Raw genomic sequence first — 15,991 nt, 5'->3', positions numbered from 1 at the left:
GGGCGGTATGACGGCGATCGAAGTGGCGGAGGACTTCGCCCAGGACGCGCACCTGTTCGCGGAGATGCTCCGCGCGGGCGGCCCGGTGCGCCGCGCCCGGATGCCGCGCGGCCTGGACTGCTACATCGTCACGGACTTCGCGCTGGCCAGGGCGCTGCTGGCGGATCCCCGGCTGCACAAGGACAACCGGCGCGCGTACGAGCTGTTCGAGGCGAAGTTCCCGGCCGGGGCGACCGGCCAGGGCAGCTTCGGCGAAGCGCTCGGGCGGCACATGCTCAACACCGACCCGCCGGACCACTCGCGGCTGCGCAAGCTGGTCAACAAGGCGTTCACCGGCCGCACGGTGGCCCGGCTGCGCCCGCGGATCGAAGAGATCACCGCCGAGCTGCTCGACGGGCTGGCCGGGCAGGAGCGGGCGGACCTGCTGCCGTCGTTCGCCGCGCCGCTGCCGATCACGGTGATCTGCGAGCTGCTCGGCGTCGCCCCCGAGGACCGCAACGAGTTCTCCGGCTGGTCGAAGACGCTGCTGAGCGCGTCGGCGCCGGAAGACGCGCAGCACGCGGCGCAGAGCATGCTGACCTACCTCACCGGCCTGATCGCGCAGAAGCGCGCCGAGCCGGTCGAAGACCTGCTGTCGGACCTGGTGCACGCGAGCGACGACGGCGACTCGCTGTCCCCGGACGAACTCGTCTCGATGGCGTTCCTGCTGCTGGTCGCCGGGCACGAGACCACGGTCAACCTGATCGCCAACAGCGTCCTGGCGTTGCTGCGCGAGCCGGCGCAGCTGGCCCTGCTGCGCGCCGACCCTTCGTTGCTGCCCAACGCGGTCGAGGAGTTCCTCCGCTTCGACGGCCCGATCCACCTGGCGACCCTGCGCTTCACCGCGGCGGCGGTCGAAGCGGGCGACGTGACGATCCCCGAGGGCGAGTTCGTGCTGATCTCGCTGCTGGGCGCGAACCGCGACGAGGCGAAGTTCGAGGACCCGAACCGGCTCGACGTCACGCGGGCCGCGGGCGGGCACCTGGCCTTCGGGCACGGCATCCACTACTGCGTCGGCGCGCCCCTGGCCCGGCTGGAGGCCGAGATCGCGCTGGGCGGGCTGCTGGCCCGCTTCCCGGACCTGGCCCTGGACGCGAAGCCGGACGACCTCGTCTACCGGTACAGCTCCCTGGTCCACGGCTTGGAGTCCCTGCCCGTCCGACTGTGACGTGCATCACTTGGGGTCGGCCGAAGTGCTCCTTCGCGCGTGAAAGCGCCGAAGCCCGCGCGGGAGGTGCGGGCCGGGTGAAGGGGAGTCACCTTGAGAGCCAGGATTTTCGCGATGGCGGCCGCCGTGCTCGTGGCGGTCGTGGGCTGGGCCGTTCCGGCGGCCGCGGCCGGGTACGACCTGCGCGGCACGGCCGCGGTCGAGGGCGGGCTGAAGGTGCCTGGCGAGCACGTGACCGTGAAGTACACGATCACCAACGCCGGTGACACCACCGTCTACCGCGCTCGCGGGTTCGCCGAGGTGCTCGAAGGCACGCCGTTCCAGGTCGAGTCGGGCTGGGGCGATCTCGGTGCCACCGGGGGCGCGGACTTCGCGCCGGGCGAATCGCGGGAGTACGTCCTGACCGGGAGCCTGGACCACCACGGAGCCGGTCCGGCGAAGGTGCGGCTGTCGGTGAACGTCGTGGACGGCGTGACGCCGCCGCTGGCCGTGACCGACGTGACCATCCCGGTCGCCGAGGGCACCGGTTCGATCGCCGGTCAGGTGTTCGGCGACGCCGACCAGGACGGTGTCGCCGACCCGGGAGAGGGACTGGCCGGCGTCAGCGTCGAGCTGTACCGCTACGGCGTGAGCCAGACCCGGACGAGCGGACCGGACGGGCGGTTCTCCTTCGAGAACCTCGAGCCCGGCGAGTACGACCTCTACCCGTCGCAGGCGCCCGGCGGCTGGGTGCTGCTCGGCGGTGGGCGAACGGTCCGGGTCGACGGGACGGTGCCCGTCGTCGACGTGCCGGTGCGGGCCGTGCGCCCGCTGTCCGAGTCGCTGCGCGCGAAGCTCGTGCTGGACAAGGAGACCTACCACGCGGGCGACCACGCGGTCATGACCGTGAAGCTGGTCAACACCGGATCGCGTGTCCTGTCCGGTCTTCACGGCTCCTGCGACCGCGTCGGCTACGGCCGCGACCTCGACATCACCTCGGCGGGCTGGGGCGAGCTGGACTACCTCGGCGCCGGCGCGACGATCCGGCCGGGGGAGACCCGCGTGTTCCGGGTGCCCGGCACGGTTCGCGACGTGTCGGGGAGCTGGGGCTTCCTCGAGCAGTACTGCGACTTCGGCAACGAAGAGACGTACGGCATCGGGCCCGAAAGCCGGGACACCGCCAAGGTGACCGGGCGGACCGGCACGAGCACCGGGCGGATCGTCACGGACACCGGTGACGGCCTGGCCGGGCAGCTCGTGAAGGCCACCGACCGCGACACGCTCCGCGTGATCACCGCGACGACCGGTGCGGACGGGAGCCTCACCTTCACCGGTCCCGCGGGGCGCTACGACCTGTCGGTGCGCGGCCCGGGGAAACTCGACGGGCCGGCTCCGGTCTACGTGGTGGCCGCACCCCTGAACGGGAACGGCTGGGTGTTCACGAGGCGAGCCGGCTGAGGGAGTTAGGGTCGGCGGATGGACTCCGCCGACCTGCTCGCTCTCGACGCCCAGCACGTCTGGCACCCCTACGCGCCGATGCCGGCGAAGGTGCCTTCGCTGCTCGTCTCCGAAGCGAGCGGCGTGCGGCTGAAGCTCGCCGACGGGCGGGAGCTCGTCGACGGGATGTCGTCGTGGTGGTCGGCGATCCACGGCTACCGGCACCCGGTGCTCGACGCCGCGCTCGCCGCGCAGGCCGGGCGGATGAGCCACGTCATGTTCGGCGGCCTGACCCACGAGCCCGCGATCACCCTCGCCAAGACCCTGGTCGACCTGACGCCCGAAGGGCTCGAGCACGTCTTCCTCTGCGACTCCGGCTCGGTGTCGGTCGAGGTCGCCGCGAAGATGTGCCTGCAGTACCAGCGTTCCCGCGGGTTGCCGGAGAAGCGGAAGCTGCTCACCTGGCGCGGCGGCTACCACGGCGACACGTTCACGCCGATGAGCGTCTGCGACCCCGAAGGCGGTATGCACTCGCTGTGGCGCGGGGTGCTGCCCGACCAGGTCTTCGTGCCCGCGCCGCCGTCCGGGTTCGACACCCCGCCTGACCAGTCCTATGTGGACACCCTGGCCGAGGCGATCGCCCGGCACGCCGGCGAGCTGGCCGCGGTGATCGTCGAACCGGTCGTGCAGGGTGCCGGCGGGATGCGGTTCCACAGCCCGGCCTACCTGCGCGCGCTGCGGGAACTGACCGAGGCGCACGACGTGCTGCTGATCTTCGACGAGATCGCGACCGGCTTCGGCCGCACCGGCGCGCTGTTCGCCGCCGAGCACGCGGGCGTCACCCCGGACGTCCTCTGCCTCGGCAAGGCGCTCACCGGCGGCTACCTGACCATGGCCGCGGCGCTCTGCACGCCCGAGGTGGCGGCGGGGATCTCCCGGGGCGCGCTGCCGGTCCTCGCGCACGGGCCGACGTTCATGGGCAACCCGCTGGCTTCGGCGGTGGCGAACGCGTCGCTGGGCCTGCTCGCCGACGGCACCTGGCGCGACGACCTCAACCGGCTCGAAAAGGGCCTGCTGGACGGCCTCGCGCCGGCCCGCGACCTGGGTTCCGTGGTGGACGTGCGGGTGCTCGGCGGGATCGGCGTGCTGCAGCTCGACCACCCGGTGGACATGGCGGTGGCGACGCAGGTGGTGACCGAGCACGGTGCCTGGCTGCGGCCGTTCCGCGACCTCGTCTACGCGATGCCGCCGTACGTTTCGGGCGACGACGACCTGGCCGTGATCACCGGCGCGATGCTCGCGGTCGCCGCGAAGGCGTGAATTCACCTCATCGGCCGTGACCGCGCGCACAGCGAGACCCGAAGGCCCTTCATCGTCGCTCTGCGTGCGCGACCAAGATCATCACCACGCGAACGGCGGAGGCCGCAAGTGCTGCTTTCGCCTGAAAAGTCCGGTCCGCGCGTGCCGGGGCAAACGCGAGAAATGCTTGCGTAGCGGACTTTTCGCGCGGTTTCGGCGATCCTGCCCCCATGATCGAGATCGTTCGCGGTGAGCACGACACCGGACCCCCGAAGAAGCCCGAGTTCGCGGAGAACCTCAAGCACGATTTCCTCGCGTCGATAGTCGTCTTCCTCGTCGCCGTCCCCCTCTCCCTCGGCGTGGCCTTCGCCGCCGGGGCGCCGCTCCTCTCGGGCCTGATCTCCGCCGTCGCCGGCGGGCTGGTCGCGAGCCTCCTCGGTGGATCGCCGCTGCAGGTCAGCGGCCCCTCCGCCGCCCTCACCGTGGTGCTGGCCGACACGATCGCCACCCACGGCTGGCCGGTCACCTGCGCGATCACCGTCGCGGCCGGCCTGCTCCAGATCCTCTTCGGGCTCACCCGCCTCGCCCGCGCCGCGCTCGCGGTGTCGCCGGCCATCGTGCACGGGTTGCTCGCCGGCATCGGCGTGACGCTGGTGCTCGGCCAGCTGCACGTCGTGCTCGGCGGCACGGCGCAGGGGTCCGCGCTCGCCAACGTCGTCGCGCTGCCGGGGCAGCTGGCCGGGCACCACGACCAGGCCGTGCTGGTCGGTGTCGTCACCCTCGTGGTGCTGCTGGCCTGGCCACGCCTCCCGAACGCGCTCCGCCGCGTGCCCGCGCCGCTGGCGGCGGTCACCCTGGCCACCGGGCTGTCCGTCGGCACCGGCATGACCCTGCCGCGCGTCGACCTGCCCGCCGGGCTGCCCGCCCTGCACGTCGTGCCGAGGCTGCCCGACGGCGGCTGGGGCGGGTTCGCCCTCGCCGCCGTCACCATCGCGCTGATCGCGGGCCTGGAGAGCCTGCTCTCCGCGGTGTCCGTGGACAAGCTGCGCGGCGGCCCGCGCAGCGACCTCGACCGCGAGCTCGTCGGGCAGGGCGCGGCGAACGTCGCCGCCGGCGCGCTCGGCGGGTTCCCGGTCACCGGCGTGATCGTGCGCAGCATGACCAACCACGAGGCGGGCGCCCGCACCCGGACGTCCGCGATCCTGCACTGCGCCTGGATCCTCGCCGCCTGCCTGCTGCTCACCGGCGTGCTGCGGCTGATCCCGCTGGCCGCCCTCGCCGCGCTGCTGGTGTACGTCGGCGCGAAGCTCGTGAACATCACCGGGCTCAAGGAAGTCCGCCGGCACGGCGACCTGCCGGTGTACGCCGTCACGCTGGCCGGCGCGGTCGCCGTCAACCTGCTCACCGGGGTCGCGGCGGGGATCCTGCTCGCGCTCGCGCTGATGCTGCGGCGGATGATCTTCTCGGGGATCCACGTCGAGAAGGACGGTGAGCGCCACCGGGTCGTCATCGAGGGCGCGCTGACGTTCCTGTCCGTGCCGCGGCTGACCCGGGTGCTCGCCGAGGTGCCGCCGCACGCCGAGGTGACGCTCGAACTGCTCGTCGACTACCTCGACCACGCCGCGTTCGACTGCCTGCGCGGCTGGCAGCAGGCGCACGCGGGGCCGGTGACGGTCGACGAGATCGGGCACCCGTGGTTCGAACGCGGGACCGCCGGCGCGCCGACCGTGCGCCGCAGCGTCGCCGCGCGCGTCGTGCCGCGGTGGCTCGCGCCGTGGTCGCAGTGGCAGGCCGAGCACGTCGTGCTGCCCGCGCAGCGCACGGCCAGTTCGCTGCTGTGCCGGGGTGCGTCGGAGTTCCAGCGCCGCACCGCGCCGCTGCTGCGCGACACCTGGAGCGGGCTGGCGCACGGCCAGCAGCCGCACACGCTGTTCATCACCTGCGGCGACGCGCGGATCGTGCCGAACCTGATCACCACGAGCGGGCCGGGCGACCTGTTCACCGTGCGGAACATCGGCAACCTGGTGCCGCCCGCGGACGGCGACGACTCGTCCGTCGGCGCGGCGGTCGAGTACGCCGTCGGGGTGCTCGGGGTGGCCGAGATCGTGGTGTGCGGGCATTCCGGCTGCGGCGCGATGAAGGCGCTGCTCGGCCAGGCACCGGCGGGGCTCGTGCAGCTCGGCAGCTGGCTGCGGCACGGCGAAGCGACGCTGCGGCGGCGTTCCCGCGAAGCCCCGCTGCTACTCGGTGGCGAACGGCCGGCCGCCGAGGCCGACCAGCTCGCGCTGCAGAACGTGGTGCAGCAGCTGGAGACGCTCCGCGGCTACCCGGTGGTCGCCGCGGCACTGGAGCGCGGCGGGCTGCGGCTCACCGGGATGTACTTCGACGTCGGCGCCGCGCAAGTGTCCCTTTTGGACGACGCGGCCCGCGGGTTCGTCCCGGCGGGCGCGCCGGAGCACTGACCGAGTCGGTCTGCCGCGGCTGTCGTGGGTGGTCAGGGCGGTTCTCACCCGCCCTGACCGCCCACGACAGCGAAACCGTTGTGTGGTACGGGTTTCACCTGTCGGCCGACAGGTACTCGATCTTGTGAACGGCGCGTTAACGAGCTGTCCGGTTTGTGACGTTCGAGCTAAATATGGCCAGTTGTTCACTCGAACGGGTGGCACATAGCGGACATTTCACACGATTTCCGGTTGCATGGTGATCATGAGACCCCTCGCCGTGCTCCGCCACGACCTGCCGGCCTCACTGGTCGTCTTCCTCGTAGCTGTCCCCCTGTCCCTCGGCATCGCCCTCGCCTCGGGCGCGCCGGTCGCCGCCGGGCTCGTCGCGGCCGTCGTCGGCGGTGTCGTCGCCGGCGCGCTCGGCGGGTCCGCGCTCCAGGTGAGCGGGCCCGCCGCCGGCCTGACCGTCGTGATGGCCGAAACCATCCAGACGTTCGGCTGGGTCGTCACCTGCGCGATCACCGTCGCCGCCGGCGCGTGTCAGATCCTGCTGGGGCTGAGCCGCATCGCGCGCGCCGCGCTGGCCATCTCGCCGGCCATCGTGCACGGCATGCTGGCCGGCATCGGCGTCACGATCGTGCTCGGCCAGCTGCACGTCATCCTCGGCGGGAAGGCCCAGAGCTCGGCGATCGAGAACATCGCCGAACTGCCCGGCCAGATCGTCGCCCACCACGACTCGGCCGCGCTGATCGGCCTGCTCACCATCGCGATCCTGCTCGTCTGGCCGCGGCTGCCGAAGGCCGTGCAACGCGTGCCGGGGCCGCTCGCCGCGATCGCCGCGGCCACCGTCCTGTCCGTCGTCACCGGGATGACGCTGCCGCGCGTCGAACTGCCGGGTGACTTGCTGAACGTCCACCTCGTGCCGCAGCTGCCCGACGGCGGCTGGGGCGGGTTCGCGCTCGCCGTCGTCACGATCGCCCTGATCGCCAGCGTCGAGAGCCTGCTCTCGGCGGTCGCGGTCGACCGCATGCACACCGGCCCGCGCGCCAACCTCGACCGCGAGCTGGTCGGCCAGGGCGCGGCCAACATGGTCTCCGGCGCCCTGGGCGGCCTGCCGGTGACCGGCGTGATCGTCCGCAGCTCCACCAACGTCGCCGCCGGCGCGAAGACGCGGGTGTCCGCGGTGCTGCACGGCGTCTGGGTGCTGCTGTTCGTCGTGCTGCTGGCCGGGCTGATCCAGAGCATCCCGCTGGCCGCACTGGCCGGGCTGCTCGTCCACGTCGGCGCCAAGCTGGTGAACCCCGGGCACATGAAGACCGTGCTGGCCCACGGCGACCTGCCCGTCTACCTGCTCACCCTGGGCGGGGTCGTCGTGTTCGACCTGCTGACCGGTGTGCTCGCCGGGATCGGGCTGGCGCTGGTGCTGATGCTGCGCCGCACGCTCTGGTCCGGGATCCACGTCGAAACCGAAGGCGGCAGGCGACGCGTCGTCGTCGAAGGGGTGCTGACGTTCCTGTCCGTGCCGCGGCTGTCGAAGGTGCTCGGCGGCATCCCGGCCGGCGTGCCGGTGCGGCTGGAGCTGGTCGTCGACTACCTCGACCACGCCGCGTTCGAAAGCCTGACCACCTGGCAGCAGGCGCACGAGCGCGCGGGCGGCACCGTGGAGGTCGACGAGGTCGGCCACCCCTGGTTCGGCGAAGGCAAGGCGGGCCGCCCGACGCGGTCCCGGCTCGCCGCGAGCCGGGCGGTGCCGCGCTGGCTCGCGCCGTGGTCGGAATGGCAGGCCGTCGAAGGCATCCCGGCCCAGCAGACCCGCCGCGGCGCCACCGAGTTCCACCGCCGGGCGGCGCCGTTGCTGAAGGACACGTTGTCCGGGCTGGCCGACAGCCAGCGGCCGCGGACGCTGTTCATCACGTGCGGCGATTCTCGCATCGTGCCCAATCTCATCACCACGAGCGGCCCGGGCGACCTGTTCACCATCCGGAACATCGGGAACCTCGTCCCACCCGGGCAAACCGACCCGTCGATGAACGCGTCGATCGAGTTCGCCGTCGGCGTGCTCGGCGTTTCGGAGATCGTCGTCTGCGGCCATTCCTCTTGCGGCGCAATGAAAGCCGTCGTCGACGGCGCGCCGGCGGGCCCGCTGGGCGACTGGCTGCGGCACGTCGAACCGAGCACCCGGCGCGACGGCGCGGTCACCCTCGACGGTGCCCGGCCCGCCCGCGAGGCCGATCGGCTGGCCCTGCACAACGTTCTGCAACAACTCGAGCACCTGCGGGAGTACCCGCTGGTCGCGGCGGCCGAGTCGGCCGGGAAGCTGCAGCTGACCGGCATGTACTTCGACGTCGGGGCCGCGAGCGTGCACCTGCTCGACGGGGAGGCGCACGCGTTCGTCGCCGCCGGGCAGTAGCCCGAACGGCGGTTCCCGGGCTGGGCACGACATGCGAACTTCGTGCGTCCACAAGGCACACGAGAGCAGGGACTCGTGGGCCGTCGCACGAAGGGGGATGGCCGAGTCATGTCGCTTTCCAGACGTTTCCGGGTGACAGCCGTGGCCGTGCTGGCCGCGGTCGCCGGGTTCCCGGCCACCGCGGCCGCATCGGGCCCCGCACTCGCGTGGGGCCCGTGCGCCGGGGTGCCGGAACCGAGCCAGGGCCTGCAGTGCACGTCGATGAGCGTGCCGCTCGACTACGCGCGGCCGGGCGGTCAGCAGATCACGCTCGCGTTCTCCCGGCTGCCCGCCGCGGACCCGGCGAAGCGCCGGGGCGTGCTGCTGCTGAACCCGGGCTCGCAGGGCGATTCCCAGCTTTCCCTGCCGTTGCAGCTGATCGCGCTGGGCCTGCCGCAGTCCGTGCGGGACACCTACGACCTCGTCGCGTTCGACCCGCGCGGGGCGGGCAACAGCACCCGGGTGACGTGCGACCTGCCCGTGACGTTCATGATCCCGCCCGCCTACGCGGTGACGAACGCGGACGTCGACAAGCAGGCCGGGGTCGCCCGCCAGAACGCCCAGGGCTGCGCGGCCGCGCCCTCGGCGCCGCTGCTGCCCTACATCACCGTCCGGAACGTCGCGCGCGACCTCGACGGCATCCGCGCGGCGCTGGGCGAACGGAAGGTTTCGTTCCTCGGCTACTCGTTCGGCGCCTTCCTCGGCGCCACCTACGCCACGATGTACCCGGCGCGCACGGACCGGTTCGTGCTGGACAGCTCGACCGGGCCGAACGGCCTCGACTTCACCTGGTCGCGCCGGTTCGCCCCAGGCCTCGAGAAGCACTTCCCCGACTTCGCCGCCTGGGCGGCGTCCCAGAACGCGACGTACGGCCTCGGCAGCACACCCGAAGCCGTCAAGGCGAAGTACTTCGAGCTGGCCGCGAAGCTCGACCAGACGCCGATCGAGACCGTCGACGGCGCCACGTTCCGCTGGATCAACGAGGCGCTGACCCAGTCGGACGCGACGTTCCCGCTGCTGGCCCAGGTCTACCAGCAGGCCGCGGACGGCACGATCTCGCGGCCGCCGCTGCCGCCCGGCTTCGACTTCTCCGGGCTGCTCTCGATCGTGTGCAACATGGACGGCTGGCCCACCGACGTCGAGGTCTACCGGCGCGCGGTGAACCACGACCGGGCGGCCTACCCGCTGCTGGGCGCGGCCGCGGCGAACGTCTGGGCGTGCGCGTTCTGGCCCGCGCGCAAGACCGAGCCGCAGGTGCGCATCGGGGACCACGGGCCGTCGAACATCCTGATGGTCCAGAACCTGCGCGACAACGGGACGGACTACCCGGGCGGCGTCGAGATGCGGCGCGCGCTGGGCGACCGGGCCCGGCTGGTGACCGTCGACCAGGGCGGCCACCGCGCGTACCTGTTCGGCACCAACGCCTGCGCGAACGCCACGGTGGCCCGGTGGCTCGCCGACGGCGTCCGTCCGGCGGCCGACACCAGCTGCCCCGCCTGAGCCCGGGCTGCGGACCGGTCCCCGGGGTCACTATGTTCATGGTCCGTGACCATGCTGGTGATGACGGGGACCGGGACCGGGGTCGGCAAGACGATCACCACGGCGGCGATCGCGGCCCTGGCCGTGGCGGGCGGGCAGCGCGTCGCCGTGCTGAAACCCGCCCAGACCGGCGTGCGGCCGGACGAACCGGGCGACCTGGCCGACGTCCGCCGGCTCGCCGGCGCCGGCGTCACCACCCGGGAGCTGCGCCGCTACCCGGACCCGCTCTCGCCGGAGGCCGCCGCCCGCCGCAGCGGCCTGCCGACGCTCGACCCCGGGGAGATCGCCCAGGCGGCGGCCGACCTGGACACCGGCCACGACCTCACCCTCATCGAAGGCGCGGGCGGCCTGCTCGTGCGCTTCGACGGCGCCGGGGCCAGCCTCGCCGACGTCGCGTGGTCGCTGGGGTCGTTGGTGATCATCGTGGCCGAGGCGGGCCTGGGCACGCTCAACGCGACCGCGCTCACCGCCGAGGTCGCCACGAAACGCGGGCTGACCGTCGCCGGGGTGATCATCGGCGCCTGGCCGGCCGAACCGGACCTCGCGGCGCTGTCCAACCTCGAAGACCTGCCGGTCGCGGCCGGGGCCCCGCTGCTCGGCGTGCTGCCGGCCGGGCTCGGCGAGGCCTCGCCCGAGGAGTTCCTGGCCGCGGCGCGGGCCGGGCTCTCGCCGTGGTTCGGCGGCGAGTTCGACCCCGAGCTGTTCGCCGGGTGCGCATCCGCCGAGAAGTGACGTGCGTCGCTGTCGTCCCGCGCCGCCGTCGTGCACGATGAGGGACGCTTTCCCCACGACCAAGGAGCAGCCGTGACCGCAGTCCCGGACACCGACGTCCTCGCCTACGCGCGCGAACGCGTCCTCGAAAACGGCGTCGGCCTGGGCGAAGCCGAGGTCCTCGAGGTGCTGCGGCTGCCCGACGAGCGGCTGCCCGACCTGCTCGCGCTCGCGCACGAGGTGCGGATGCGCTGGTGCGGCCCCGAGGTCGAGGTCGAGGGCATCATCAGCCTGAAGACCGGCGGCTGCCCCGAGGACTGCCACTTCTGCTCGCAGTCGGGCCGCTTCCCGACGCCGGTGCGGTCGGCGTGGCTCGACATCCCCAACCTGGTCAAGGCGGCCCGCCAGACCGCCGAGACGGGCGCGACGGAGTTCTGCATCGTCGCGGCCGTGCGCGGCCCGGACAAGCGGCTGCTCTCGCAGGTCCGCGAAGGCGTCCGCGCGATCCGGGAAGACGGCAACGACATCCAGATCGCGTGCTCCCTCGGCATGCTCACGCAGGAGCAGGTCGACGAGCTCGTCGAGATGGGCGTGCACCGCTACAACCACAACCTCGAGACGGCGCGCTCGCACTTCCCGGCGGTCGTCACGACCCACACGTGGGAAGAGCGCTGGGACACGCTGCGGATGGTCGCCGAGGCGGGCATGGAGGTCTGCTGCGGCGGCATCATCGGCATGGGGGAGACGGTCGAGCAGCGCGCGGAGTTCGCGGTGCAGCTGGCCGAGCTGAGCCCGCACGAGGTGCCGATGAACTTCCTCATCCCGCAGCCTGGGACGCCTTACGAGGACTACGAGATCGTCGAGGGCCGCGACGCGCTCCGGACGGTCGCGGCGTTCCGGCTCGCCATGCCGCGAACGATGCTGCGGTTCGCCGGGGGGCGTGAGCTGACCCTGGGTGACCTTGGTGCCGAGCAGGGGATGCTCGGCGGTATCAACGCGATCATCGTCGGGAACTACCTGACCAACCTGGGGCGGCCTGCTTCTGCTGACCTCGAGATGCTCGATGAGCTCAAGATGCCGATCAAGGCGCTCAGTGACAGCCTCTGACGCTCCCGCCTTTTGTGTCCATTGTGGACAGGCTTCGGCCGGGGGTGCCGACCACCCGGCTTGTCACAACCCGAGGACGGCGTTGGAACCGCCGCGCTACTGCACGTTCTGCGCGCGGCGGTTGGTGGTCCAGGTGAGCCCTCTGGGCTGGACGGCGCGCTGCAGCCGCCACGGCGAGACGGCGAGTGGCTGAGGGTGGGTCGGTTGGCGTTAACGAACCATTTCGTTCATGAGGGTCGGTGTAACGAACCAGATCGTTCATTGCTGGTCCTTGAGGGTGGCGAGTTGGCTGGGTCCGGGGTCCGGGGTCCGGGCTCGCAGGTGGAGCGGTGAGGTAACTAACCGGATCGTTCACGCGTCGGCGGCCGCGGGGTAACTCACCGGATCGTTCATAGCGGCGCGCCAGGGTGGCCGGATCGGGCGGCGAGGTAACTAACCAGATCGTTCACACGTTGATGGCCGCGCAGTAACTCACCAGATCGTTCATAGCGGCGCGCCGGGATGACCGGGTCGGGCAGTGAGGTAACTAACCGGATCGTTCACAACAAAGCCTGTCAGCCCCGACACGACCGAGCGCCTCACGGCGCTCCCGCACCGACCGGTTACCCTCGGTCGCACCATGTCGCAGGAGGGAGTCCGGGTGAGTGAGTCGTCGGGGCCCGCGCATCGGCCATCGGCTGTGGCCGGGCCGTGGTCGGTGCCCGTGCTTTTCCGGGAGCGGCGGCCGAAGGTCGTCGTCAAGGCCGACCTGCTGCCCGCCGTGAGCGTGCTCGGCACCCTCAGCCTGCTGAGCTTCCCGCTCGCCTTCGCCTGGTCGCGCCTCGCGCCCCCGGAACGCGTGCGCATCATCGCCTCCGACGGCACCCAGGGCGCCCTGGAACTCGAGAGCTGGCACCGCTTCGACGACCTCGCCGTCTTCGGGCTCATGACGCTCGGGCTCGGGATCGTCGTCGGTGTCGTCGTCTGGCTGCTGCGTGAACGCCGCGGGCCCGTCGTGTTCCTCGCCGCCGTGCTCGGGGTCGCCCTCGCGAGCGCGCTGGCCATGCTGCTCGGCGTCGGCTGGGCGAACAGCCACTACGCGATCGGCTCCGCCCCCGCGCTCGGCTCGGTGATCGAGCTGGCGCCGCGGCTCGAGTCGTGGTGGGTGCTGCTCACCGGCCCGCTCGGCGTGACGATCGCCTACAGCCTCCTCGCCACCTGGAACGGCCGCGACGACCTCGGCCGCCGCCTCGGCTGAAGCGCGCCCCCGCGGCGGGCACTTTCCCCTAGTCTGGTGGCTCGACCACAGGGGGATCACCAGTGACTGAAGACATCGAGGTCTCGCGGCACAACGCCGTCCGCTTTCCCGGCATCAGCCCGCGCGCGTACGAGCACCCCGTGGACCGCGGCGCGCTCGCGACCCTGCGCGCGGTGCCCGGGTTCGCCCAGGTCGTCAAGGCCGTTTCGGGCTTCTACAACGAGCGCGGCGAGCGGCTGATGGCGCTCGCCTCGTCGATCCGCGTCGGGCCGAAGCAGTACCCGGAGCTCGACCGGTTGCGCCACGAGTGCGCCGAGACGCTCGACCTGCCCGCCGTGCCGAACGTGTTCGTCCACCAGGACCCGCGCATCCAGGCGTCGGCCGTCGGCATGGACGAGCCGTTCATCCGGCTCAGCACGGGGCTCGTCGAGCTGATGAGCCACGAGTCGCTGCGGTTCGCGATCGGGCACGAGATGGGGCACGTGCTGTCCGGGCACACGGTCTACCGCACGATCATGGTGCGCCTGATCGGCCTGCAGATGTCGCTGTCGTGGACGCCGGTGAGCGCGCTCGGCATCCGGGCGATCATCGCGGCGCTGCGCGAGTGGTACCGCAAGGCCGAGCTGTCCTGCGACCGCGCCGGGCTGCTGTGCGGCCAGGACCCGACCGCCGCCCTGCGGGCCCAGATCCAGGTGGCCGGCGGCGTCGACCCGGCGCGGATCGACATCCCGTCGTTCCTGCAGCAGGCGAGCGAGTACGAGTCGGTCGAAGACATCCGGGACAGCTTCCTCAAGCTCAAGTTCGTCGAGACGGAGACGCACCCGTTCGCGGTGGTCCGCGCGGCGCAGCTGCAGAAGTGGGCGGCCTCGGAGGAGTACCGAGCGATCCTGGCGGGCGACTACCCGCGTCGCGACGACGACACCCCGACGTCCGACTGGAAGGACGACCTCAAGTCGGCGGCCAAGTCGTACAAGGACTCGTGGAGCGCGTCGGCCGACCCCCTGACGAAGGTGTTCAGCGACGTCGGCGAAGCCGTCTCCAGCACGGCGGGCAAGGTCTGGAGCAAGTTCGGGACCGGGGACTGATCAGTTCAGGCTGGCCGGGCGGCTCAGGTCGGTGAGCTCGCCCGGCGGCAGCGGCACCGCGCCCAGCGTGTCCAGGAACCCCGCCTCGCGCGTCAGCAGCCGGCACGCGATGCGCAGCCGGCGCAGCGGGTGGCGTTCCTCCAGCAGCCGCTGCCGGTCGTCCAGGGGGAGCAGGCAGTCGGCGGCCAGCAGGTAGGCCAGGTCGCCGATGTCGGCCTCCGCGTCCGGGGTGTGCCAGTCGTCGCTGCGCCAGGCCGTTTCGCAGTAGCGCCGGTGCGCCGTGCGGGCGACCGTCGCGAGGCGCTCGGCCATGTCCCCGCCCGGGGACACCGGGTCGTCGTCGATCCACTCCACCGACGCGATCAGGTAGGGCGCCGACGTGCAGTCGAGCTCCCGCAGCCGGAACCGGCGCTGGGCCTGCGTCACGACGTCGAAGCGGCCGTCCGGCAGGCGCTTCGCCTCGCGCAGGATCGTGCTGCAGCCGAACTCGTACAGCTGGTCCAGACCACGTACTTCGCGGGTGAGCGACGAACGCAGGGCCACGACCCCGAATTCGCGGCCCGGCACCGTTCCGCTCACGAGATCCGCGGTCAGCTGGCGGTAGCGCGGTTCGAAGATGTGGAGGGGGAGTTTCGTCCCCGGGAGCAGAACGGTCTGCAACGGGAACAACGGCAGCAATGTCGTCGTCGCGTCGCTTTCCGGTTCCGGCTCGGTCACGGCTCCACGGTAAGGGGAGAACGCCTCCGCCGCAGCACGGTCACTTGTTCGGCGGCTTGAACACGGCAAACGGGTCGGTGATCTGCATGCCCTTGCCCGCGAAGGAGAACAGTGCCGCCGGACGCCCGCCCGCGCGGCCCGGCGGGGCCGTGTGCCCGGTGGGCACCAGCAGGCCGCGCCGGGACAGCACGCGCTGCAGGTTGGTCGCCGAGACGCGGTAGCCCAGCGCGGCCGAATACAGCCCGCGCAGCGCCGAAATCGTGAACTCGTCGGGCGCGAGCGCGAAGCCGAGGTTCGTGTAGGAGAGCTTCGACCGCAGCCGGTCGCGGGCGCGCAGCACGATCGCCTCGTGGTCGAACGCCGTGCGCGGCAGCTTCGCGACGTCGTGCCACTCGGTGTCTTCGGGCACCTCCGGGTCGACGTCGGAGGGGACGAGCCCGAGGAACGCCGTCGCCACCACGCGCGGGCCCGGCACCCGGCGCGGGTCGCTGAACACCGCGAGCTGCTCGACGTGCTTGAGCTGGCGGACGTCGACCTTCTCGGCGAGCTGGCGCCGGATCGACGTCTCGACGTCCTCGTCGGGCCGCAGCCGCCCGCCCGGCAGCGACCAGCGGCCGAGGTGCGGGTCGAGCGCGCGGCGCCACAGCAGAACCCGCAGTGTGTCCGAGCGCACTTGAAGGACCGTTCCCAAAACCTCGTGGGCCAGGGGGGCCTGGGTGTTAAGATGACTTCGCACGGTTTTCGATTATAAGGCGAAAACCGGAGACCGGTCCAGGAGGG

The 15,991-nt window shown here is 72.1% G+C and carries 13 protein-coding genes; 11 read left to right on the top strand and 2 right to left on the bottom strand.

What is annotated here, in order from left to right; translation table 11 throughout:
* The first annotated feature begins 7 nt into the window (after positions 1 to 7).
* The 11 genes from ACWEN0_RS17290 to ACWEN0_RS17240 all read left to right on the top strand — a co-directional run bounded on the left by ACWEN0_RS17290 (position 8) and on the right by ACWEN0_RS17240 (position 14,494).
* Positions 8 to 1,207 carry a cytochrome P450 family protein gene (locus ACWEN0_RS17290; RefSeq protein WP_451974173.1) on the top strand — a complete coding sequence of 400 codons (1,200 nt, stop codon included), beginning with the start codon at positions 8 to 10 and terminating at the stop codon, positions 1,205 to 1,207.
* A gap of 93 nt (positions 1,208 to 1,300) precedes the next feature.
* Positions 1,301 to 2,644, top strand: coding sequence for an SdrD B-like domain-containing protein (locus tag ACWEN0_RS17285; RefSeq protein ID WP_451974171.1), 1,344 nt, complete (start codon positions 1,301 to 1,303; stop codon positions 2,642 to 2,644).
* A gap of 18 nt (positions 2,645 to 2,662) precedes the next feature.
* Positions 2,663 to 3,943 carry an adenosylmethionine--8-amino-7-oxononanoate transaminase gene (locus ACWEN0_RS17280; RefSeq protein ID WP_451974169.1) on the top strand — a complete coding sequence of 427 codons (1,281 nt, stop codon included), beginning with the start codon at positions 2,663 to 2,665 and terminating at the stop codon, positions 3,941 to 3,943.
* Positions 3,944 to 4,152: 209 nt separating this feature from the next.
* On the top strand, positions 4,153 to 6,384 hold the full coding sequence (locus tag ACWEN0_RS17275) for a bifunctional SulP family inorganic anion transporter/carbonic anhydrase (RefSeq protein ID WP_451974167.1): 2,232 nt from the start codon (positions 4,153 to 4,155) through the stop codon (positions 6,382 to 6,384).
* A 235-nt stretch (positions 6,385 to 6,619) separates the two neighbouring features.
* On the top strand, positions 6,620 to 8,776 hold the full coding sequence (locus ACWEN0_RS17270; RefSeq protein ID WP_451974165.1) for a SulP family inorganic anion transporter: 2,157 nt from the start codon (positions 6,620 to 6,622) through the stop codon (positions 8,774 to 8,776).
* A 132-nt stretch (positions 8,777 to 8,908) separates the two neighbouring features.
* Positions 8,909 to 10,315, top strand: coding sequence for an alpha/beta hydrolase (locus tag ACWEN0_RS17265; RefSeq protein ID WP_451974163.1), 1,407 nt, complete (start codon positions 8,909 to 8,911; stop codon positions 10,313 to 10,315).
* Positions 10,316 to 10,360: 45 nt separating this feature from the next.
* Entirely contained in the window at positions 10,361 to 11,086 is a 726-nt protein-coding gene (gene bioD, locus ACWEN0_RS17260; RefSeq protein ID WP_451974161.1) for a dethiobiotin synthase, read from the top strand.
* Positions 11,087 to 11,158: 72 nt separating this feature from the next.
* A complete protein-coding gene (bioB, locus tag ACWEN0_RS17255) occupies positions 11,159 to 12,172 on the top strand; it encodes a biotin synthase BioB (protein ID WP_451974159.1) in 1,014 nt (337 codons plus the stop codon).
* The gene (gene bsaP / locus ACWEN0_RS17250) at positions 12,129 to 12,365 is read left to right on the top strand and encodes a biotin synthase auxiliary protein BsaP (protein ID WP_451974157.1); all 237 of its coding nucleotides are present in this window, start codon (positions 12,129 to 12,131) and stop codon (positions 12,363 to 12,365) included. Before bioB ends, bsaP begins: the two co-directional genes overlap by 44 nt.
* A 447-nt stretch (positions 12,366 to 12,812) precedes the next feature.
* Positions 12,813 to 13,409: a DUF2567 domain-containing protein gene (locus tag ACWEN0_RS17245; protein WP_451974155.1), complete on the top strand. Its 597-nt coding sequence runs from the start codon at positions 12,813 to 12,815 to the stop codon at positions 13,407 to 13,409.
* Between the two features lie 62 nt (positions 13,410 to 13,471).
* Complete coding sequence (locus tag ACWEN0_RS17240; protein ID WP_451974153.1) at positions 13,472 to 14,494, top strand: M48 family metallopeptidase; 1,023 nt, start codon at positions 13,472 to 13,474, stop codon at positions 14,492 to 14,494.
* Here the strand turns inward: ACWEN0_RS17240 and ACWEN0_RS17235 are convergent, their stop codons facing one another.
* Both ACWEN0_RS17235 and ACWEN0_RS17230 read right to left on the bottom strand, forming a co-directional pair.
* The gene (locus ACWEN0_RS17235; RefSeq protein WP_451974151.1) at positions 14,495 to 15,211 is read right to left on the bottom strand and encodes an LON peptidase substrate-binding domain-containing protein; all 717 of its coding nucleotides are present in this window, start codon (positions 15,209 to 15,211) and stop codon (positions 14,495 to 14,497) included.
* Positions 15,212 to 15,251: 40 nt separating this feature from the next.
* The gene (locus ACWEN0_RS17230) at positions 15,252 to 15,884 is read right to left on the bottom strand and encodes an NUDIX hydrolase (RefSeq protein WP_451974149.1); all 633 of its coding nucleotides are present in this window, start codon (positions 15,882 to 15,884) and stop codon (positions 15,252 to 15,254) included.
* Positions 15,885 to 15,991 lie beyond the last annotated feature (107 nt).

Source organism: Amycolatopsis sp. NPDC004378 (genome assembly GCF_053602455.1).
Note: the sequence above shows the minus strand (reverse complement) of the source record. Positions and strands in the feature narration are given on the sequence as shown.